22 protein-coding genes and 1 tRNA gene are annotated in these 19,049 nt (G+C 66.4%); 8 read left to right on the top strand and 15 right to left on the bottom strand.

The window, feature by feature from the left end; all coding sequences use genetic code 11:
- The first annotated feature begins 82 nt into the window (after positions 1 to 82).
- A complete protein-coding gene (locus tag SOM39_RS11660; protein WP_068848597.1) occupies positions 83 to 1,417 on the top strand; it encodes an MFS transporter in 1,335 nt (444 codons plus the stop codon).
- A gap of 159 nt (positions 1,418 to 1,576) precedes the next feature.
- Here SOM39_RS11660 and SOM39_RS11655 read toward each other — a convergent pair whose 3' ends face one another.
- From SOM39_RS11655 to SOM39_RS11640, 4 genes are all read right to left on the bottom strand, one after another.
- Entirely contained in the window at positions 1,577 to 3,229 is a 1,653-nt protein-coding gene (locus SOM39_RS11655; protein ID WP_320458481.1) for a M28 family metallopeptidase, read from the bottom strand.
- An 85-nt stretch (positions 3,230 to 3,314) separates the two neighbouring features.
- The gene (locus SOM39_RS11650) at positions 3,315 to 4,247 is read right to left on the bottom strand and encodes an MBL fold metallo-hydrolase (protein ID WP_320458429.1); all 933 of its coding nucleotides are present in this window, start codon (positions 4,245 to 4,247) and stop codon (positions 3,315 to 3,317) included.
- Positions 4,248 to 4,284: 37 nt separating this feature from the next.
- Complete coding sequence (locus SOM39_RS11645; RefSeq protein ID WP_320458428.1) at positions 4,285 to 4,623, bottom strand: hypothetical protein; 339 nt, start codon at positions 4,621 to 4,623, stop codon at positions 4,285 to 4,287.
- Between the two features lie 44 nt (positions 4,624 to 4,667).
- A complete protein-coding gene (locus SOM39_RS11640; protein ID WP_068848589.1) occupies positions 4,668 to 5,957 on the bottom strand; it encodes a tryptophan--tRNA ligase in 1,290 nt (429 codons plus the stop codon).
- Positions 5,958 to 6,065: 108 nt separating this feature from the next.
- On the opposite strand from SOM39_RS11640, the gene SOM39_RS11635 reads away from it, so the two are divergent.
- Positions 6,066 to 6,881 carry a hypothetical protein gene (locus tag SOM39_RS11635; RefSeq protein ID WP_320458427.1) on the top strand — a complete coding sequence of 272 codons (816 nt, stop codon included), beginning with the start codon at positions 6,066 to 6,068 and terminating at the stop codon, positions 6,879 to 6,881.
- Between the two features lie 80 nt (positions 6,882 to 6,961).
- Here the strand turns inward: SOM39_RS11635 and SOM39_RS11630 are convergent, their stop codons facing one another.
- The 3 genes from SOM39_RS11630 to rocF form a co-directional block, all read right to left on the bottom strand.
- A complete protein-coding gene (locus tag SOM39_RS11630) occupies positions 6,962 to 7,183 on the bottom strand; it encodes a CsbD family protein (protein WP_095362579.1) in 222 nt (73 codons plus the stop codon).
- Between the two features lie 208 nt (positions 7,184 to 7,391).
- Complete coding sequence (locus SOM39_RS11625; RefSeq protein ID WP_095362578.1) at positions 7,392 to 7,529, bottom strand: entericidin A/B family lipoprotein; 138 nt, start codon at positions 7,527 to 7,529, stop codon at positions 7,392 to 7,394.
- 201 nt (positions 7,530 to 7,730) lie between these two features.
- Positions 7,731 to 8,654, bottom strand: a complete 924-nt coding sequence (gene rocF / locus SOM39_RS11620) for an arginase (RefSeq protein ID WP_095362577.1) — start codon at positions 8,652 to 8,654, stop codon at positions 7,731 to 7,733.
- Positions 8,655 to 8,964: 310 nt separating this feature from the next.
- Between rocF and SOM39_RS11615 the strand changes: the two genes are divergently transcribed.
- The 4 genes from SOM39_RS11615 to SOM39_RS11600 all read left to right on the top strand — a co-directional run bounded on the left by SOM39_RS11615 (position 8,965) and on the right by SOM39_RS11600 (position 11,417).
- Positions 8,965 to 9,417 carry a roadblock/LC7 domain-containing protein gene (locus SOM39_RS11615; protein WP_068848579.1) on the top strand — a complete coding sequence of 151 codons (453 nt, stop codon included), beginning with the start codon at positions 8,965 to 8,967 and terminating at the stop codon, positions 9,415 to 9,417.
- Between the two features lie 77 nt (positions 9,418 to 9,494).
- Entirely contained in the window at positions 9,495 to 9,854 is a 360-nt protein-coding gene (locus tag SOM39_RS11610) for a hypothetical protein (RefSeq protein ID WP_068848577.1), read from the top strand.
- 76 nt (positions 9,855 to 9,930) lie between these two features.
- A complete protein-coding gene (locus tag SOM39_RS11605) occupies positions 9,931 to 10,881 on the top strand; it encodes a hypothetical protein (RefSeq protein ID WP_093535038.1) in 951 nt (316 codons plus the stop codon).
- Entirely contained in the window at positions 10,878 to 11,417 is a 540-nt protein-coding gene (locus tag SOM39_RS11600) for a GTP-binding protein (protein ID WP_068848575.1), read from the top strand. The genes SOM39_RS11605 and SOM39_RS11600 overlap by 4 nt, the downstream gene beginning before the upstream one ends.
- Before the next feature lie 150 nt (positions 11,418 to 11,567).
- Here SOM39_RS11600 and SOM39_RS11595 read toward each other — a convergent pair whose 3' ends face one another.
- The 5 genes from SOM39_RS11595 to birA form a co-directional block, all read right to left on the bottom strand.
- Complete coding sequence (locus tag SOM39_RS11595; RefSeq protein ID WP_320458426.1) at positions 11,568 to 12,326, bottom strand: DUF3800 domain-containing protein; 759 nt, start codon at positions 12,324 to 12,326, stop codon at positions 11,568 to 11,570.
- 137 nt (positions 12,327 to 12,463) lie between these two features.
- Positions 12,464 to 12,539 (bottom strand) — tRNA-Thr (locus SOM39_RS11590).
- A 39-nt stretch (positions 12,540 to 12,578) separates the two neighbouring features.
- Positions 12,579 to 13,400, bottom strand: a complete 822-nt coding sequence (locus SOM39_RS11585) for an SPOR domain-containing protein (RefSeq protein ID WP_095362575.1) — start codon at positions 13,398 to 13,400, stop codon at positions 12,579 to 12,581.
- A 9-nt stretch (positions 13,401 to 13,409) separates the two neighbouring features.
- Positions 13,410 to 14,147: a type III pantothenate kinase gene (locus SOM39_RS11580; protein ID WP_093535042.1), complete on the bottom strand. Its 738-nt coding sequence runs from the start codon at positions 14,145 to 14,147 to the stop codon at positions 13,410 to 13,412.
- Positions 14,144 to 15,109 carry a bifunctional biotin--[acetyl-CoA-carboxylase] ligase/biotin operon repressor BirA gene (birA, locus tag SOM39_RS11575; protein WP_095362650.1) on the bottom strand — a complete coding sequence of 322 codons (966 nt, stop codon included), beginning with the start codon at positions 15,107 to 15,109 and terminating at the stop codon, positions 14,144 to 14,146. The genes SOM39_RS11580 and birA overlap by 4 nt, the downstream gene beginning before the upstream one ends.
- Before the next feature lie 134 nt (positions 15,110 to 15,243).
- Here birA and SOM39_RS11570 point away from each other — a divergent pair, with 134 nt between their 5' ends.
- Positions 15,244 to 15,516: a hypothetical protein gene (locus SOM39_RS11570; RefSeq protein WP_210133056.1), complete on the top strand. Its 273-nt coding sequence runs from the start codon at positions 15,244 to 15,246 to the stop codon at positions 15,514 to 15,516.
- Entirely contained in the window at positions 15,483 to 16,280 is a 798-nt protein-coding gene (locus SOM39_RS11565) for a M90 family metallopeptidase (protein WP_320458425.1), read from the top strand. Before SOM39_RS11570 ends, SOM39_RS11565 begins: the two co-directional genes overlap by 34 nt.
- A gap of 64 nt (positions 16,281 to 16,344) precedes the next feature.
- On the opposite strand, the gene SOM39_RS11560 is transcribed toward SOM39_RS11565, so the two are convergent.
- From SOM39_RS11560 to SOM39_RS11550, 3 genes are all read right to left on the bottom strand, one after another.
- On the bottom strand, positions 16,345 to 17,769 hold the full coding sequence (locus SOM39_RS11560) for a sensor histidine kinase (RefSeq protein WP_307107631.1): 1,425 nt from the start codon (positions 17,767 to 17,769) through the stop codon (positions 16,345 to 16,347).
- 23 nt (positions 17,770 to 17,792) lie between these two features.
- Positions 17,793 to 18,476 carry a response regulator transcription factor gene (locus tag SOM39_RS11555; RefSeq protein WP_004136763.1) on the bottom strand — a complete coding sequence of 228 codons (684 nt, stop codon included), beginning with the start codon at positions 18,474 to 18,476 and terminating at the stop codon, positions 17,793 to 17,795.
- Positions 18,477 to 18,548: 72 nt separating this feature from the next.
- A complete protein-coding gene (locus SOM39_RS11550) occupies positions 18,549 to 18,917 on the bottom strand; it encodes a hypothetical protein (protein WP_083214038.1) in 369 nt (122 codons plus the stop codon).
- Positions 18,918 to 19,049 lie beyond the last annotated feature (132 nt).

Genomic DNA, 19,049 nt, shown 5'->3' with positions numbered 1-19,049 from the left:
GGTGCAATGCCCACCGATCATCACGTGGGGTAAGGTAAAAACCAGTATTGCCATTGCTCCACCGTGAGGACCGTTTTCCAACATGAGCACTTCCCCCACCCTGGCCGCGCCCGCCAATGACAAGGCCGCGCTGAAACGCTCGATCTCCAACACCCTGAAGGGCTCGGCGGGCAACCTTGTCGAGTGGTACGACGTCTACGTCTACTCGGTGTTCGCGGTCTACTTTGAATCGCAGTTTTTCTCGGCCGCCGACAAGAATTCCACCATCTACGTGTGGGCGATCTTCGCCGCCACCTTCCTGATGCGCCCGATCGGGGCCTGGTACTTCGGCCGCTTCGCCGACCGTTACGGCCGTCGCCTGGCGCTGACCGTATCGGTGTCGATGATGGCGGCCTGTTCGTTCCTGATCGCACTGACCCCCACCGCCAACACCATCGGTGGCTGGGCCGCGCTGATCCTGCTGTTCGCACGCCTGCTGCAGGGCTTCGCCACCGGTGGCGAGTACGGGACCAGTGCCACGTACATGTCCGAAGCGGCCATCCCGGGCCGCCGTGGCTTCCTGTCCTCGTTCCACTACGTCACCCTGGTGGGTGGCCACGTGCTGGCGCAGCTGACCCTGTTCACCATGCTGCTGTTCTGGGACAAGCCGGAAATTTCGGCCTGGGGCTGGCGCATCGCGTTCGGCATCGGCGGCCTGGCCGCGATCGTGGTGTTCTGGCTGCGTCGCTCGATGGATGAATCGCTGGGCGAAGACTCCATCGAAGCTGCGCGCGAAGGTCGCGCCAAGGCGTCCGGCTCGATGTACGAGCTGTTCGTGAACCAGTGGCGCCCGCTGCTGCTGTGCTTCCTGATCACCGCCGGTGGCACCGTGGCCTTCTACACCTACTCGGTGAACGGGCCGAAGATGATCCAGAGCGCGTTCGCCGGCACCGACGTGATGACCGGTACGCTGATCAACCTGGGCGTGCTGACCTTCCTGATGGTGCTGCAGCCGATTGGCGGCTGGCTGTCGGACATCGTGGGCCGCAAGAGCCTGCTGGTGTTCTTCGGCGTGGGCGGCGTGCTGTACAGCTGGTACCTGATCACCGAGCTGCCGAACCAGCACGACCCGCTGATCGCGTTCCTGACCCTGGCCCTGGGCTTTGTGATCCTCACCGGTTACACCTCGATCAACGCGGTGGTGAAGGCCGAGCTGTTCCCCACCCACGTGCGTGCACTGGGCGTGGGCTTTGGTTACGCGCTGGCCAACTCGCTGTTCGGCGGTACCGCCCCGCTGCTGTACCAGGGCGCGCTGAAGACCGACCGGGTGGGCGATTTCGCCATCTATGTCACGGCGATCATCGCGGTGTCGCTGGTGGTGTACATGTTCTTCCTGAAGAACCACGGCCCGAACTACCTGGATGGCACACGGAAATAACGGGCAGCGGCCAACAGGCCGCGGACCGGGAAAAGAAAACGCCGGGCATTGCCCGGCGTTTTTCGTTTCGGATCGCGGGGATCACGACCAACGGTCGTGATCTACCCTCCGCCAGACGCCCTGGTAGGTCACGACCGTTGGTCGTGACCCGCCCGGCAATCAGCGGCGGGCCGCTTCGCTTTGTTCGCGGGTCTTGCGGAATTCCGAACCCTCTTCCCAGTGCGGCCAGCGGCGGCTGTTGGCCAGCTCGGCGCCCAGGTCGTACACCAGCAGGGTGTCGGCGGCGTGGCCGGCAGGGTCCCAGGTGGGTGTCCAGGCATCGCAGGCCTGGTGGTAACAGTCGGCGAAGTACTTCTCGCGCAGCGCCTTGCCGGCGGCAACGCCGCCTTCCAGCTTGTCCAGCCCCGGGCCGATGGTGATGGCCGGCACGCCCAGGCGGGCGAAGGCGAAGTGGTCGGCGCGGTAGAAGAAGCCCGCTTCCAGGTTCGGGTCCGGGCTGTAGCTGCGCCCACGCGCCTTGGCCACGCGCTCCAGGTCGCCTTCCAGCGAGACCCGGCCCTTGCCCCACGAGGCGATGTCGCGGGTGGCGCCATCCGGGCTGAACATCTCGATGTTGATCACCGCGGCAGTCTTGTCCAGCGGCGCCAGCGGGTGCGCGGCGTAGTAGCTGGCACCCAGCAGGCCCTTCTCTTCGGCGGTGAGCGCCACGAAGTACAGGGTGCGCTGCGGCTGCGGGCCGGCGGCGAACACGCGGCCCAGCTCCAGCACGGTGGCCACGCCGGTGGCGTTGTCGATCGCGCCACGGCGGATGCGGTCGCCCTTGGCGTCCGGTTGGCCGATGCCGAAGGCATCCCAGTGCGCGGAGAAGATCACCGCCTCATCGGCATGCGCGCCGCCGGGCAGCTTGGCCACCACGTTACGGGTGACCACCTGTTCGCGCTTGAGCTTGAACTGGGCCGACAGCGTCGCATCGCCCAGCACCACCGGCTGGAAGCCCGGGGTCATGGCCTTGCGCTTCTCGGCGTCGAAATCCAGGCCGGCATCGCGGAACAGCTGCTCGGCCAGCGCGCGCTGCATCCAGCCGCGTACCGGCACGTGCTGGGCCAGCGCCTGGTCCTGCGGGCGCTCGATATCGAACAGCGGCGAGGTGCCCGAGCTCTTCACCGTGGCCCAGCCATACGCGGCCGGCGCGGTTTCATGCACGATCAGCACGCCCTGGGCGCCGCGCCGCGCGGCTTCCTCGAACTTGTAGGTCCAGCGGCCGTAATAGGTAACGGCCTTGCCGTCGAAGGCCCCGGCACGGTCCGCTTCGAAATCGGCGTCGTTGATCAGCACCACGGCGATCTTGCCGTGCAGGTCCACGTCCTTGTAGTCGTTCCACTGGCGTTCGGGTGCATCGATGCCATACCCGATGAACACCAGCGGCGCGTCCTTGATGTCCACCGCGGCCTGCGGGCGCAGGCTCTGCAGGGTCACGTCCTCGCCGTTGACCAGCGTGCGGCCCTTGCCGTTCTGGCGCAGCTTTGCGGTTACCCGGCCGTCAACCTGCGCACGCACCATCGGCACCGGCTGCACCCAGCTGCCATCCACGCCACCGGGCTGCAGGCCGGATCTGCGGAATTCTTCGATCAGGTACTGCACGGTGCGCTCTTCACCGGGCGATGCCGGCGCGCGGCCTTCGAACTCGTCCGAGGCCAGGATGCGCACATGCCGCGACAGCGCTTCGGGGTCGATGCCACCGCCGGGCAGGTCATTGGCCGCGTGGGCCAGGCCGCCCACGAACAAACAGGACGACAACAGCAGCATGCGCATCGGATTCACGGCAGGTACCAGAAAAAAACGGAATGCCAGAGTGTAACGTGACACTCCGGTTACCGGGCAGGCCCCGCGTGCGCGCTCAGCGGCGGTCGCGGTCCAGCCAGCAGGCCAGTCCCTGCGCGTTGAGCTCGATATCCATCGCCAGCACCTGCGCCACCGCCGCATCGTCGAGCGGGCAGCCATGCGCCTGCGCGCGTTCCTGGTACAGCACCGTCAGTGCCGCCACCAGGCATCGGTGGCGGTCGGGGCGTCCGTCGCACTGGCGGCCGATGTCCACCATTGCATCGACCTGCTCGACCAGGTCGGCGGCCAATGCGGGAATGTTCTCCACCCGCCCGTAATGGGTGAGGTATACCGCCTGCGGCTGCAGCGCGACCAGCCGCGCGATGGAGTGCTTGAGCGGTTCCGGGTCGAACTGCACCGGCGAGGAGGTGGGAATGATGAAGGCGCCCCGTGCACTGTCCAGCTCGCGGTAGGACAGGCCAAAGGTATCGCCGGTGAACACGCTGCGGCTGCGCTCGTCCCACACGCACAGGTGGTGGCGCGCGTGCCCGGGCGTGTCCAGGCACAGCAGGCTGCGTCCGGCCAGGTCCACGCGGTGGCCGTCTTCGGCGATGACTACGCGCGCGGCCGGCACCGGCAGGACGGGGCCGTAGCTGCGCGCGATTTCGGCCGCGCCATAGACTTCGGTCGCACCGGCAATGAGCCGGGCGGGGTCGATCATGTGCGGCGCGCCGCGCGGGTGCACCACCAGCGTGGCGTTGGGCAGCTGCTGCATCAGCAAGCCGGCCCCGCCGGCGTGGTCCAGGTGTACGTGGGTGAGCACCAGCCAGTCCACCTGCTCTGGCGTGCAGCCGGCGCGCGTGAGCGCGGCCAGCATCGCCGGCACGGCCAGGCCGGTGCCGCAGTCGATGAAGGCGGCACGGCCGTTTTCGACGATCAGGTAGGCGGCGTCGAAGTCACTGCGCTGGAACGCGGTATCGATGGTGAAAATGCTGGGGTCGGAGGACATCTGCTCATCCCTGGCAACAGGCGGTGTACGCCTGATTCTAGGTGGTGTCGCCGGCCGACTTCGATGCGGCTTTGGTCGCACGCGCGGCCAGCCAGCCCCCGCGCAGAAGTACCGCGGCCACCATCACCGCCAGGAACGCGCCGTAGGCATACAGCACCGCCAGGACCTGTCGCCAGATCGGGCCGGCGTCGCTCTGCACTACGCCGATGTGGTGGCCCCACAACATGGCCAGGATGCTCAGCACGAAGGCGAGCAGCAGCGCGGCGCCGTCGAACAGGCGCCGCGCGGTGTCGCGCGGCTGGCGCGGGAACAGCCAGTACACGGTCCCCAGCAACACGAACCAGGGCAGGAACAACAACAACGACAACCAGGCCATCGTGGTTTCCTTTGTCTACGTGTCCACCGACCAACGGTCGGTGGCTACCCGCGCAGTTCCTGCAATGCCGCCAGCACCACATCCACTTCCGCTTCCAGCTTGAACAGCTCGCTCTGCAGGCCATCGCCATGCTCGGTCTGCTTGAGCACGCCGATCAGCTGGCCGGCATCGCGCGGCGAATCGAAGCCTTCGCTCTGGATCAGCAGCGTGCCGTCGCCGGCCTGCAGCTTGAAGTAGAAACGGCCATCCTTTTCGCGGTACTGCTTGAACAGCGGCGGCGCAGCGCGCGCCACGCCACCGTCCTCGGCGGCGATGTCTCCGGCCGTGGACAGGTCGCGCAGGCCCACTGCATGGCGCAGCTCCTTCAGCAGCGGAATGGCGTACTGCTCGCGCAGCTGCTGGCCGCGACGGCGCAGCAGCGCTTCGATCTTCTCCGGCTCGGCCATCAGCGCGTCATAGCGCTCGCGCAGCGGGGTCAGTTCGGCATCGATGCGCTCGAACAGCTGCTGCTTGGCATCGCCCCAGCTGATGCCGTCGGCAAATGCCTGCGCGAACGCGGCGGTCTGTTCCGGGCTGGCGAAGGCCTGGTACATCTGGAACAGCGCCGAACCTTCGGTGCTCTTGGGCTCGCCCGGCGCACGCGAATCGGTAAGGATGGAAAACACCAGCTTCTTCAGCTCCGCGCGCGGGGCAAACAGCGGAATGGTGTTGTGGTAGCTCTTGCTCATCTTGCGGCCGTCCAGGCCGGCCAGGGTAGCCACCTGCTCGTCGATCACCACGTCGGGCAACGGGAAGTACTCCTTGCCGTACACGTGGTTGAAGCGCTGGGCGAAATCGCGCGCCATTTCGATGTGCTGGATCTGGTCGCGGCCCACCGGCACGCGGTTGGCCTTGAAGATCAGGATATCGGCGGCCATCAGCACCGGGTACATGAACAACCCGGCGCTGATGCCGGCGTCCTCATCCAGCTGTTCTTCGCGGTTCTTGTCCACCGCCGCCTTGTAGGCATGGGCGCGGTTGAGGATGCCCTTGCTGGCGATGACGGTCAGGAACCACATCAGTTCGGTGGTTTCGGGAATGTCGCTCTGCCGGTAGAACCAGACCTTGTCCGGGTCCAGCCCACAGGCCAGCCAGCTGGCGGCGATCTCCAGGGTCGAGCGCTGTGTCCTCTCCGGTTCCTGCGCCTTGATCAGGCTATGCAGGTCGGCCAGGAAGAAGAAGCTCTCGATGCCGGGCGCTGCGCTGGCCGTGATGGCTGGGCGGATGGCGCCGACATAGTTGCCCAGGTGGGGCGTGCCGGAGGGGGTGATGCCGGTAAGAACGCGGGTGGTCATGTGGGAATCATTACGGACAGTTGAACGCCCCCAGTTTACCTGCCCGCGCGCAACCCCGTTGCCCGGCCTGGCGCGTTCAACGGATTACCCAACCGCGAAGGCCCCGCCATGAAACGCCTGACCCTGCCCCTGCTTGCCGTGCTGGCCCTGTGTGGCTTCAAGCCGGCGGTCCCGCCCCGTGCCGATACCGGCCCGGTCACACTGAGCCTGATCGAGCGCGACCAGCGCCTGGAACTGCCCGCCTACCTGCACCGGGGCCAGTATTGGGTGGCCGGCCGCCAAGGCCAGCCCTATGCGGTGCGCCTGCGCAACAACAGCCCCGAGCGGGTGCTGGTGGTGCTGTCGGTGGATGGCCTCAACGTGATAACCGGCGAGGTGGCTGCCCCGGACCAGACCGGTTACGTGCTGGACCCGTGGCAGAGCGCGGACATTACCGGCTGGCGCAAATCGCGCCGGGAAGTGGCGCAGTTCGTGTTTACCGACCCGGGCAACAGCTATGCCGACCGCACCGACCGGCCGGACAACATCGGGGTGATCGGCATTGCGGTGTTCAACGAAGCGCCGCGTTACGTGCCGCTGCCCCCGCGCGCACCACCGGTGGCGCGCGCGCAGAACAAAGCACAGCCGAAGGCAGCAGCCGAAGCGGCCGACCGCGCGCTGTCGTCGGTGGAGACCACCGGTTCGAGGATCCGTGCGCCCTCCCCGGCACCCGCGCTGGGCACCGGCCATGGCGAGCGCGAAGCGTCGTACTCGGGCAGCACCACCTTCGAACGCGCCAGCCGGTGGCCGGCCCAGCGCCTGGACCTGCGTTACGACAGCGAGCGCAACCTGGTGGCGCGCGGCATCATTCCGGCGCGTTACCCGCGCGGCGAGCGTGCACCGCAGGCGTTTCCGGCGGGCTTCGTGCCTGATCCACCCAAGTAAGAAAAACGGGCCGCAGTGCGGCCCGTTCCGGTTTCATACCCTCGTTGCGACCCTATGGCCGCCCTGCCACCGCTGGGGTGTCAGTGAAAGTCCGGATAATCCTTGCGCATGGCGGCTTCGAAGTCCTTGACCTCGGTTTCAGCGCGGTCGCGCGCCCAGCCATAGCGTTCCTGCAGCCGGCCTGCCAGATATTCGGCGTTGCCTTCGGCCACCTTGAAGTCGTCATCGGTCAGGTCGCCCCACTTTGCCTGCGCCTTGCCCTTGAGCTGCGTCCACTTGCCGGAAATGATGTCTTTGTTCATGGGTTCGCGTCCTCGTCTTCAACGGCAACATCGCCGTGGAAACAGATTGCAATACCATCTGTTCGCCGACGGTCAAGCGTGGATGAAGTGCGTGCTCACGTCATTGAATGGAGGGCAGGCAGCAATCGCGCACATAAAAAAACGCCGGGAAACTCCCGGCGCTTCTTCGTCCAATGCGGGCCGCAAGTCGCCGGCCCGCAACGTTGGATCAGTTGCCCTTGGCGGCGTCTTCCACCGACTCGCCTGCCTTCTGCACATCCTTGCCGGCACCGGCAACGGTGTTGCAGCCGGAGAGCATGGCCAGCGAGACCATCGACAACAGCATCAGTGCAATTACACGCTTCATAGGGTTCTCCTGATTAATTCAACGTCACTACCGAAATACGGCCCCACCTGCCTCTTGCAGATCCTCTTGCAGATCGCGGAGGTGTCGGCGCCGTTCCCGGCACTGCCCCCGCGTGAGATGCAATCTGGGGTCTGGCGCGTGCAATCGATGTGAACGCGGCGCGTGGCCGTTCAGCCACGCGCCGGGAAACCCCGCTACCGCTCAGTCGCGCATCAGCGTGGACTTGCCGAACAGGCTCTCCACCAGGTCCACGGCCAGCACTGCGGTGGCGTTGCGGTTGTCCAGCAACGGGTTGAGTTCGACGATGTCCAGCGAACCCATGCGCCCGGTGTCGGCGATCATTTCCATCACCAGCTGGGCTTCGCGGTAGTTCACCCCGCCCGGCACGGTGGTGCCCACGCCCGGGGCAATGCTGGGGTCGAGGAAGTCCACGTCGAAGCTCACGTGCAGATGGGTGTTGCCGTCGATGCCTTCCAGCGCCGCTTCCACCGCGCGCTTCATGCCGGCCTCGTCGATGTAGCGCATGTCGTACACATCGACCTTGTGCTGCTTGATCAGGCGCTTCTCTTCCTGGTCAACCGAACGGATGCCGATCTGGCGCACCTGCTGCGGGCAGATCGCCGGGGAATCACCGCCCAGCCTGGTCAGCGCGTCCGGACCCAGCCCGCACAGGCAGGCCACCGGCATGCCGTGCACGTTGCCCGACGGGGTGACCTCGCTGGTGTTGAAGTCCGAATGCGCATCCAGCCACAGCACGCGCAGGTCACGGCCCTGTTCGCGGCACCAGCGCGCCACGGCGGTGATCGAGCCGATGCCCAGGCAGTGGTCGCCACCCAGCATGATCGGCAGGCGGCCGTCCTGCAGTTCGGCATAGGTGGCGTCCATCAGCACGCGGTTCCATTCCACCACTTCATCCAGGTGGCGGTAGCCCTGCTCCGGCGGCGTCCACGGGTTGCGCGGGCCATCCAGGTTGCCGCAGTCGCGCACGTCCACGCCACGTGCGGCCAGGGCCTCGCCCAGGCCGGCGATGCGCAGCGCCTCCGGCCCCAGTCCGGCACCCCGGGCACCGGCTCCGATATCCGTGGGTACGCCGATCAGGGACACCGCAGGTTGACGATTACTCATGCTGACTCCACACACACGGAAAATCCCACCAGTCTAGTGATCCGGTGGCCAAACCACTCGCGGCGTCGCAGCAGCAGGCGCCAAAGCGCTGACCGCTGGCGGCGCGGACTGACCCGCCACGTCGCATCCGGACCCAGCGCGAAAGCCTTATGTGTCAATGCTTTGACACACACGAAAGGAACACTGCGGTTCATCTTACGTTGGCCGTGAAGGCAAAAATTACGTGCTACATTTCACACTTCTTCGCAGTACTGATTGACTAATCCGCGCAGGGTTGGTCTGTGTTTTGTCGTGTTTCAGGGGGCAGTACGTGCAGCGCAGCAGCATCCACCAGATCGTCCGCAATGCCAGTGGCGAGAGCCAGCCGGCCCGGCAGTTGTATGACACCGCCGCCATTGAACAGGCCTTCCAGCATGCGCGCGAACGCGAGCGCGGGCTGAGCCTGCTGATGCTGTCCACCGCCGACGGCCGCGCCGTGGCCGAAGATTCCACGCTGGGCGTGGATGGCCGCCGCCTGGCCGCCATGGCCAATTCGTTCCTGACCCTTGGCGAGACCGTCTCGCGCGAGCTGGCGCTGAGCGAAGCGGATTACGCCACCATCTGCACCAAGCTCGGCAACGTGGTGCTGATCCGCATCCAGGCCGACAAGCCGCTGACCCTCACCGCCGTGGCCGGCCACGAGGTCAACATGGCCGTGCTGCTGTTCCACGCGCGCGAATGCGCCTCCCGCCTCGATTCCGTGCTGCGCCCGCGCGCGGCCTGAGCACCCTTCGGTTTTGTTGTGCCCTTCCGGCAGGCATTCGCCTGCCTCTCCCACTGCCTGAAGTAAAAAGGATTTACGTGCCCAATCTCAATCTGGAAAAGCTCAATTCGCTCGCCGGTTTCGTCGGCGCCGCACTGGTCGACGGTGACAGCGGCATGGCCCTTGCCATGGTCGGTGGCGGCAACATCAACCTGGAACTGGCGGCGGCCGGCAACACCGAAGTGGTGCGTGCCAAGCGCCGCGTGGCCGAGCAGCTGGGCCTGTCGGACACCCTGGAAGACCTGCTGATCACGCTGACCACGCAGTACCACCTGATCCGCCCGCTGGAAAGCAACCCGCTGCTGTTCCTGTACGTGGTGATGGACCGCAGCAAGGCCAACCTCGCCATGTCGCGCCACGAGCTGAAGGCCTTCGAGAAGACCCTGGACTTCAGCTGATCGCAGGCACTGCCGCCGCGCCGTGCCCCTGACCGGGCGCGTCGCGGTGGTCGCTTCGGTTGCGCGGTACACCCCCATGAATACCCCCACCCGTTCTTTCCGCATTGCCGCCATCGGGCTGGACGTGCTGCATCACACACGCCTGAAACTGGCCAGTTCGATGCTGCTCGCCGAGCGCATGGAGGTGGTGCTGCAGCCGTGGTCCGGTGATGCCTGCGACCTGCTGGTCATCGGCCTGGATCACGCCGATGCCGCGCGCGCGCTCAGCGAGGCGCATGCGGCCAACGTACCCACGCTGTCGATCGCGCGCCGTTATGCCGATCCGGCCCCGGGCCGGCTGCCGCATGGCGCCACCGTACGCGACATCAACGAACAGTTGTCCAGCCTGCTGCAGGCCACGCCGAGCTTGGACCGGCCCGCCGACGGTGTGCCGCTGCTGCTGCAGTTGGCTTCGTCCACCGGTTCGAACCTGCACCTGCTGCAGCGGGGCGCGATCACCGTACTGGTGGACACCGCCACGCGCAGCATCGCGCTGCCGCCAACCACGACGCTGTCGGAGCTGGTGGCACAACTGGATGACGTGGCCTGGTCGGGCAGCGTGATCGATGCGCCGACGTTCGAACACCAGTACGCATACCGGTTGCCGCAGCGCTACTCGTTCGAGGCGCTGTATTTCTGCATCGCCCGCCATCGCCCCCTGCTGCTGCCAGCGCCTGCCGAGCATGCACCGATGAAGCTGCGCCATTGGCCGGACCTCAACCCGGATGATGTGCCCAGCACGTGGCTGCTGGCCATTGCCTGCCTGCATGCCCGCCCGTGGCAGCCCAATGCATTGGCGGCGGCTTGCCAGATGCCGCGCAACACGGTGCAATCCCTCTTCTGTGCTGCTGTAGCCAGTGGCCTCGCCCTGACCCAGGAGCCTGCCGTGCCCCCAACTTCCCGCCGCCGTCAGCCCGGTGATTCGCGCTTCTTCTCGTGGGTGGCGCGCCGCTTCGGCCTGAATCTGTTCCAGGGGAGCACGTCATGAGCCTGCCCGCCAACAAGCTGGTGTTCGTGGGCAGCATGGGCGCCGGCAAGACCACCGCAGTGCGTGCGATCTCCGACGTGGAGCCGGTGAGCACCGAGATGCCGATGAGCGAAGACGCGATGGGCGACAAGGTGGAAACCACCGTCGCGCTCGATTACAGCTCCATTGAACTGGACGACGGCGAGTTGCTGCACGTGTACGGCGTACCGGGCCAGCGCTACCTGGACTTCATGTGGCCGATGGTGTGCGAAGGCGCACTGGGCGTGATCGTGCTGGTGAGCGCCGGGCATCCGGAGCCGGTTGCTTCCACGGTGGAGCTGCTGCAGGAGTTCTCGCGCATCGCACCGGAAGCGAGCCTGGCGGTGGGCGTGACGCGTACCGATGAGTACCCGGCGCTGTTGATTCCGGAATTCCGCAATGCGCTGTTCGACGCAGGCCACCGTCTGCCGGTGATGCGCGTAGACGCGCGTTCGGCCACGCAGGTGACGTTCCTGGTGAAATCGCTGCTGTCGTATCGGTACGCCGAGACGAACTGACCAATGCTCCTTCCTATCGAAATCGCTTAAGCCATTGATTTCTTTGCAGCACCAGTTTGCGAGAACTGTGTTACTTTGGGATCAGATCTGACCGGTGGCTCGTCCACCCAGTAGGATCTACCCGGGCACCGAAAGGTGCCCTTTTTCTTTCTACAGCCGGACAATCCCTTCAGGGTCCTGTGTACTGGCCGCTCTACATAGCATCGGCGACAGGCGATCGAAGTAGTGGCTGCCACCTTTTCTTCGCATGTACCCATTTGGTACGAGCCGTTGGTAAAGCAGAAATGCACAGAGGTCCGCAGACTGGATCAGCAACGAGTGCCGGGAATCCCGATAGACCGGATCTTCCAGGATGCGCCTCAGCTGTAATGACCGGTACCCCCCGAGCTGACTTGGCACTGGGTTGTGGTGGCGCATCCTGCGGAGCAACTGCGTGAGCTTCTTCTGTGGCTCGCCATCGGCAAAGATCATGCCGCGCTCTTCCTGGCCGGCGGTCCCGCGAAAGTTCCGGAAGGCGATTGTGTTTTCGAATCGCTGGATCAAGGCCTGCCAAGCCTTTTCGAAGGGGTCGTAACCAGCGCTTTTTCCCTGCTTATCTACAACCACGTTGATCAGGTTCGCATCCGGCAATCGCGCCAACTCATCCGCAAAGTGACGGAGTATGGCCAAGCGGTCATGCTTGGCAATGCGAGACAGCTCCTCTGATCCGCGCACAAACGGGGCGGCATGGACTTCTTCCCTCAGCTTAAGTTCGAAGTGATCCCTGATACGAAGCCGGAAAGCGACCAGCGCGTCCAGCGACAGACGCCAATCCCGCTCGTGAACCACCAACCCGGAAAGAACGAAATATCGGCTGGGTGAGTTCACCATGCCTGCATCACCGCTCTCGTCCACATACATGAAGTACATGCTGCTCCCTTGGCTCGCCCTTGGCGAACTGAAAGATGAGCAGAAGAGTCTCGGTGACGGCGCCGCAACACGCCAATTGAACGTTGGCGGACAGATGACCCGTTTCCACAGGGAGCATCTATGGCGCTGGAGGAAAATGGTGCCGACACCCGGATTCGAACTGGGGACCTACCGCTTACAAGGCGGTTGCTCTACCAACTGAGCTATGCCGGCAAAGGCACGGCGACGGCATTGCCGGCGCGGAGGGCGATTCTAGCGCAAGCCCGCGCATTCCAGCGAGCGTTGCTGGGCCGCGCCACTGCGCTGGCGGGCTGCGCCGGGGCTGGCCTTGTCGGCCAGGGCCGCATCCACCCACCACTGCGCGCTGCCTTCACTGCCGCCGACCAGGCGGGCGCTGAAGCCGGCCGCGCTCAGGGCGGCCAGGCGGCGCTCGGCGCCTTCGCGGTTGCGGTACTGGCCCAGGGCGATGGCGTTGGCGTCTTCGCCCTGGGCCATGATGTAGTAATCGCTGATGCCCGCGGCGGCAATGCGTTTGACCGTGGCCTGGGCCTCTTCGCGGCTGGCGGCCGCCGGCATCATCACCCGGTAGGTGCTGCTGGCGCCGGGTTTGGGGACTTCACGCAGGCGCGAACGCTGAACGAGTTCGCCGGCCTTGCCCTGGGCGGCCATGGCGGTGTCGCGATCGGCGAAGGGGCCGAGGCTGATGCATTGGAGGGGGCCGGGGGGTGTGGGGGCCGGCGGCGTTTCCGTGGGCCGGCCAACGGCCGGCGCTACCGAAGCCGTCGTCGGCGCGGGGTTGGGTGCGGCCGGTTCCGGAGTGGCTGGCGCGGTGGGCTTGGGCGGTGCCGGGGTAGTGTCTGTCAGTGCCGTGGTGGTGGCAGCGGGCTGCGCGCTTGCGGCGCCCGGTGCGGGTGCGGCCGCTGCCGGTGCACTGGGGCTGTCGAGCAGCTGCAGCTGGGCTACGCCGGTAGGCGTGGCGGGCGGCGCCGCCGCGGGTTCGCCGCGCAGCATCCACCACAGCGCAACGCCTACGTTGAGGATGGCCAGTACGACGATCAGGGCACGGGTAAGCATGCCGCGATCCTACCGCGACGCCGGTGGCTGGTGCACCGCCCAGCGCGCGAGACCATCGAGCACCAGCGCCGGCTGGAACTGTGCATCGGCCAGCAACGGCATCAGCGCCGGTGCGCCACCGCCGTGCACCAGCAACGCCGGCACCCTGCCCAACACAGCGGCGGCCTGCACGCGGCTGCGTTCGATCAGCGCGACGGCTGCGCCGTCGCAGCCCGACGCGAGGGCGTCGGCGGTGTCGTTGGCGAACTCGCTGTAGTCGCCACCCTGCGCCGGCAGCTGCACCGCGCGTGCATGCAAGGCTTCGCGCATGGTGGTCGGCGAGGCAGCGATGCGGCCGCCGTGATGCTGGCCATCGGCATCAAGCAGGTCGATGGTGAGCGCGGTGCCGACACCGGCCACGACCACGGCTTCGTGCCGTTCGGCGGCGGCGATCAGCGCCAGATAACGGTCCACCCCGAACTTCGACGGATCGGCATAGGCGATGCGCACGCCGGCGCAGCTGGCTTCGGTGGTTGCCACGCGAACGTGGGTAAAACGAGCGCGCAGCACCTCGAGCATGCTGGTGGTGAGAGCCGCGGCGGCCACGCTGGCCACGTAGGCGGTGTCGCCGCTGGGCAGCTGCGCCAGCGCATCGGCCGGCATCGCTTCGGCGCCATGCGGCCAGGCCTGCACATCGCCCGCGCGGATGCCCTGCAGCGGTGCGAACTTGAACCGCGAATTCCCCAGGTCGAACAACCAATCGCTCATTGCGCCCTCACGCTGACTTCCCCGGCATGGAACACCCGCTCGCTGCCGTCGATACGCACCCGCAGCGCGCCATCGTCGGCCAACCCCAGCGCCTGCCCTTCATGCATCACGCCACCATCGTCCACCCGCACCGTGCGTCCGGCCAGGCTGTCCAGCGCGGCATAGCGTGGCAGGAACGGGGCCAGGCCGTCGCGCTCGAAGGCTTCCAGTGCCGGCAGCAGCGCCGCCAGCAGCCAGGCCACCACCGCGTTGCGTTCGATGTCGTTGCCCAGCAGCGTGGCCAAGTCGGTCCACGGCTGGGTGATCCCGGCAGCGAACGCGGCCGGCATGCGCACGTTGATGCCCAGCCCGATCACCGCGCGCGCGGGGCCGGCGAACTCGCCGCCGCCTTCGACCAACAGGCCGCCGAGCTTCTGCCCGTCCACCACGATGTCGTTGGGCCACTTCAGGCCTACGTTGGCAACGCCATGCGCGTGCAGCGCTTCGGCCACGGCCACGCCCGCGACCAGGCTCAGCCCGCCCAGCCGCGACAGCCCGCCCGCGAAGCCGCGCAGCACCGACAGGTACACGTGCGCGGCCAGCGGCGAGGCCCAGGCCCGGCCGCGACGGCCACGGCCGCCGGTCTGGCGTTCGGCCAGCAGCACCCGCGCGCCGCGCTCCGGCGCGCTGCACCGCAACAATTCTGTATTGGTCGAACCGACGGTCCAGGCCACCTCAAGGGTGTCCAGCAGGGGCCTCAGCGCAGGAGGGAGCTGGGCCGTAATGGCCTCGGCATCGAGCAGATCCAGGTGCTGCTGCAGCTGGTAACCATCGCCGGCGCGGCCATCGATTTCGATGCCTGCCGCTCTAAGCCCTTGAATTCGCTTCCAAATTGCGGCACGGGTCTGGCCCAGCTCGCGGGCCAGCGCGTCGCCGGACAGTCGCCCGGCGCCCAGTTTGGCCAGCAGTTGGCGGTCGTCCACGGCAGCTTCCATCGGTTGATCGGCAAAAGTATGCGGGAAAGCGCCGGGCAGCGCCCGCCCGGGGGCTTCCAATTGAGACAGTGAATCGGGCTAGAATCGAAGATTGACCCCCTTCGCCCTTCCGGATGTTGACGATGCGCCCGTTCGCCCATTGCCTGCTCCTGCTGTTGGCCCCGATGGCCGCGCACGCTTCCGATGCGCTGACCAGTTCGGGCCGGGGTGGCTGCGTGTATTCGGCAGCTGAAGAGCGCGCGGCACCGGCCGCCACGCCGACCAGCACCGCGCCGACCACGGTCAAGCCGAGCGCAACCGCGCCGGGCAGCACCGGCGGTGGCGGCGACGACGATGTGTTGCCGCGCCTGCGTGCGCCGAAATGGCACAGCTTCCTGCCGGGCATGTTCCGCTGATCCAGTCGTTGTTGCGCTGGCTGCGCTCGTCTCCGCGCCCGATTCCTGATTCCGCCTGGCAACGCACCTGCCAGCGCACTGCGTGGCTGCGCGGCTTGCCGCCCGAACGTGTGCAGCGCCTGCGTGTGCTGTCCGCCGCATTCCTGCACGACAAGACCATTACCCCCATTGGCGGGCTGCAGCTGGGCGACGATGACGCGGTGCTGATTGCCGCGCTGTGCTGCCTGCCGCTGCTGGAACTGGGCGAGGTGGGATTGCGCGGCTGGTCGCAGGTGCTGGTGTACCCCGAAGGGTTCATCGTGCCGCAGAGCGAGATGGACGAAGACGGGGTGCTGCACGAATGGGAAGAGGAAGCGATCGGCCAGGTGTCGCACAACGGGCCGCTGCTGCTGTCCTGGCATGACGTGCAGGCCGAACTGGAGCATCCGCATGCAGGGGCATGCGTGGTGGTGCACGAGATGGCACACCGCATCGATGTGCTCGATGGCGTGCTTGATGGCACCCCGCCGCTGCCGCGTGCGTGGCAGCAGCAGTGGGCCGCCGATTTCCAGCAGGCATTCGATGCGCTGTGCGCGCAGGTGGATGCCGGCGTGGAGACGGTGATTGATCCGTATGCGGCCGAAGCGCCGGATGAGTTCTTTGCGGTGGCGACGGAGTATCACTTCTCGGCGCCGGATGTGCTGGAAGCGGAAATGCCTGTTGTTGCGGGACATCTGAGGCGGTTTTATGGGGCGCCGCCTTCGGTTGGGTGTCGTACCGACTAACAGTCGGTACCTACCGGAAACAGCGCAGCGGTAGGTACCGACCGTTGGTCGGTACGCTCTGGACTTACGGCCCGGGCGGCAACTTCACTTCAAACCGCGCGCCACCCAGTTCCGGCGAACGCTTGACCTGCAGTTCGCCGCGATAATCCTTGATCAGGTCCTGCACGATCGACAGGCCGATGCCGTGGCCCTGCACGCGTTCGTCGCCGCGCACGCCACGCTGCAGCACCTTGGCGATGTCGTCCGGGGCAATGCCCGGGCCATCATCGTCCACCGACAGCACCAGGCCAGCGCGACGCATGCCCGGCGCGCTGAACGGCTTGGCCGTGAGCAGCACGCGGCGGCTGGCCCACTTGAAGGCATTCTCCAGCAGGTTGCCCAGCAGCTCCTGGAGGTCGCCCGGCTCGCCATGGAAGCGCGCGCCGTCGTCGATGTCGAATTCGCACAGCACGCCCTTGGAGGCGTACACCTTCTCCAGCCCGCGCACGATTTCCTCGGCGTTGGACTCGATCGGCAACGGCGCCGAGAACAGCTTGTGGCCCGACGATGCCGCACGCGCCAGCTGGTAGGACACCAGGTTGTTCATGCGGCGCAGCTGCACATCGAATTCCTGGCGCAGGTCCTGGTCGGCCGCACCACTGTCGAGCTGCGTGCGCAGCACCGCCAACGGCGTTTTCAGGCTGTGCGCCAGGTCGGCCAGGGTGTTGCGCTGGCGCTCGAGATTCTCGCGCTCGCTTTCGATGAAGGCGTTGATGCTGTCGGTGAGCGGTTCCAGCTCGCGCGGGTGGCGTTCGCTCATGCGCTCAGTTTCGCCGCGCTGCACCTTGGTCAGCTCGGTGATCACCCGCCGCATCGGGCGCAGGCTCCACTGCAGGATCACGGTCTGCAACAGCAGCAGGATCAGCCCCGCGCCGCCCATCCAGAACCACACCCGGCCACGGAACACGCGCAGCTGCGCACCGAGCGCGCGCGAGTCTTCCATCACGTAGATGGTGTACGGAAATTCGGTGGCAGGGTCGGCGTCGGCATCCCACACCAGGCCCAGCCCATAGCGGTACACCGAGCCCTGGCTGCCGTCGATCTGGATCATCGGCAGCGGGCCTTCGAACACTTCCTGGCGCGGGGCCAGCAGCTTGCCGCCCACGGTGGGCAGCATGGGGCCTTCGGCGGACATGGAGTTGCCCTTGCCGTCGGGCATGACGACCTGCAGATACAGGCCGCTACCAGGCACGTCGAACCGGGGATCCGGCGGTTGCTCGCGGATGTACAGCGAGCGGTCGCGGGTGAAGTCGATGCCCGCCGCGTAGGCGGTGGCATAGTTTTTCAGGCGCTCGCGCAGGTTGGCGCGCGCCGTGTCGGCGAACGCGGCATCCAGCGCGTAGCCTGCAATCGCCAGGAAGGCGAGCAGGCTCACACTGGCGGCCAGCAGCTGCCGTGCCTGCAGGGAGCGCGGCCGCCAGCGTTTAAAGAACCACAGACGGCCTGACATCATCCCATCGCCGGACTAACGGCTCAGCCCTCGTTGCGCGGAATCGCGAAGCGGTAGCCGCGGCCACGCACGGTTTCGATCGGCTTGAGTTCCCCGTCCGGATCCAGCTTCTTGCGCAGGCGGCCGATGAACACTTCCAGCACGTTCGAGTCGCGGTCGAAATCCTGCTGATAGATGTGTTCGGTGAGGTCGGCCTTGGAGACCAGTTCACCGGCATGCATCATCAGGTATTCCAGCACCTTGTACTCGTAGCTGGTGAGGTCCACGTTGCTGCCGGCAACGCTGACGGTCTGCGCGGCAAGATCCAGCGCAACCGGACCGCATTCGAGCGTCGGCTTGCTCCAGCCCGCCGCACGGCGCAGCAGCGCGTTGACGCGTGCCAGCAGCTCTTCGACGTGGAACGGCTTGACGAGGTAATCGTCGGCGCCCTGCTTGAGCCCTTCGACCTTGTCCTGCCAGCTCGAGCGGGCGGTAAGGATCAGCACGGGGAACTTCTTGCCCTCGTCGCGCAGCGCCTTGATCAGTTCCATGCCCGACATCTTGGGCAGACCCAGATCGATGATGCCAACGTCGAACGGCACTTCGCGGCCCATGTACAGACCTTCCTCACCGTCCTGTGCGGCATCGACGGCAAAGCCTTCGCGCTTGAGCCGGGCTGCAAGGGTTTCCCGCAGCGGGGCTTCGTCTTCGACCAGAAGGATACGCATGAACTCTCCCTAGTGTCCTGGGTGTGGCCTGGGGCCAGTGGCTAACAGATGACTGCGGACAACTATCCCCGTTCAGGGGTTATCGCCGCGTAGTGATGACATATCCGAACGCGGCGTGCGGGGCTGTGAACGCGGCTGGGCCGGATCGTCCATGTAGCGGACGCGCCCCCTGTCATCCATGTATTTCACCCGGTTGATGTCCCGGCCATCGAAGGGCACCCGTTCGGCGCCGAGGATGTGTCCACCGGTGGTCCGCTGGACCCGGCGCACGGCGTCGGACAGGGAGCGTTCCGGCGGGGCACCACGCGAGGCCCGCACCATCTCTGCCCGGGCCGGATCCGGCTGGGGGGCTTGGGCGCCGGCACTGCCAATGGCAGCAACGGCACCGCTCGCCAGCAGGGCGGCAACGGCAAGACGGCGGTGGCGGGTTACGGATGACATCAGGTCTGATCCTAGCGGAGCGCGTCAAAACGTTCAAAAGTTGTGAATCGGCAGCCGCCAGCCTGGGCCGGCACTTTACGAATCTTTTGCAAATTCTTGGTTTTACGCAGTGAATCCGGTCTGAACTTTTCT

It is taken from the genome of Stenotrophomonas sp. CFBP8994, from assembly GCF_034044835.1.
Lineage (GTDB): Bacteria > Pseudomonadota > Gammaproteobacteria > Xanthomonadales > Xanthomonadaceae > Stenotrophomonas > Stenotrophomonas rhizophila_A.
The sequence above is the reverse complement of the archived record's forward strand: the minus strand, read 5'-3'. Positions and strand labels throughout refer to the sequence as shown.

Excerpts from the sequence above, each read along its gene's own strand:
- SOM39_RS11660 (WP_068848597.1), top strand. The coding sequence starts at position 83 with ATGAGCACTTCCCCCACCCTGGCCGCGCCCGCCAATGACAAGGCCGCG.
- SOM39_RS11655 (WP_320458481.1), bottom strand. The coding sequence starts at position 3,229 with ATGCGCATGCTGCTGTTGTCGTCCTGTTTGTTCGTGGGCGGCCTGGCC.
- SOM39_RS11650 (WP_320458429.1), bottom strand. The coding sequence starts at position 4,247 with ATGTCCTCCGACCCCAGCATTTTCACCATCGATACCGCGTTCCAGCGC.
- SOM39_RS11645 (WP_320458428.1), bottom strand. The coding sequence starts at position 4,623 with ATGGCCTGGTTGTCGTTGTTGTTGTTCCTGCCCTGGTTCGTGTTGCTG.
- SOM39_RS11640 (WP_068848589.1), bottom strand. The coding sequence starts at position 5,957 with ATGACCACCCGCGTTCTTACCGGCATCACCCCCTCCGGCACGCCCCAC.
- SOM39_RS11635 (WP_320458427.1), top strand. The coding sequence starts at position 6,066 with ATGAAACGCCTGACCCTGCCCCTGCTTGCCGTGCTGGCCCTGTGTGGC.
- SOM39_RS11630 (WP_095362579.1), bottom strand. The coding sequence starts at position 7,183 with ATGAACAAAGACATCATTTCCGGCAAGTGGACGCAGCTCAAGGGCAAG.
- SOM39_RS11625 (WP_095362578.1), bottom strand. The coding sequence starts at position 7,529 with ATGAAGCGTGTAATTGCACTGATGCTGTTGTCGATGGTCTCGCTGGCC.
- rocF (WP_095362577.1), bottom strand. The coding sequence starts at position 8,654 with ATGAGTAATCGTCAACCTGCGGTGTCCCTGATCGGCGTACCCACGGAT.
- SOM39_RS11605 (WP_093535038.1), top strand. The coding sequence starts at position 9,931 with ATGAATACCCCCACCCGTTCTTTCCGCATTGCCGCCATCGGGCTGGAC.
- SOM39_RS11600 (WP_068848575.1), top strand. The coding sequence starts at position 10,878 with ATGAGCCTGCCCGCCAACAAGCTGGTGTTCGTGGGCAGCATGGGCGCC.
- SOM39_RS11595 (WP_320458426.1), bottom strand. The coding sequence starts at position 12,326 with ATGTACTTCATGTATGTGGACGAGAGCGGTGATGCAGGCATGGTGAAC.
- SOM39_RS11585 (WP_095362575.1), bottom strand. The coding sequence starts at position 13,400 with ATGCTTACCCGTGCCCTGATCGTCGTACTGGCCATCCTCAACGTAGGC.
- SOM39_RS11580 (WP_093535042.1), bottom strand. The coding sequence starts at position 14,147 with ATGAGCGATTGGTTGTTCGACCTGGGGAATTCGCGGTTCAAGTTCGCA.
- SOM39_RS11570 (WP_210133056.1), top strand. The coding sequence starts at position 15,244 with ATGCGCCCGTTCGCCCATTGCCTGCTCCTGCTGTTGGCCCCGATGGCC.
- SOM39_RS11565 (WP_320458425.1), top strand. The coding sequence starts at position 15,483 with ATGGCACAGCTTCCTGCCGGGCATGTTCCGCTGATCCAGTCGTTGTTG.
- SOM39_RS11560 (WP_307107631.1), bottom strand. The coding sequence starts at position 17,769 with ATGTCAGGCCGTCTGTGGTTCTTTAAACGCTGGCGGCCGCGCTCCCTG.
- SOM39_RS11555 (WP_004136763.1), bottom strand. The coding sequence starts at position 18,476 with ATGCGTATCCTTCTGGTCGAAGACGAAGCCCCGCTGCGGGAAACCCTT.
- SOM39_RS11550 (WP_083214038.1), bottom strand. The coding sequence starts at position 18,917 with ATGTCATCCGTAACCCGCCACCGCCGTCTTGCCGTTGCCGCCCTGCTG.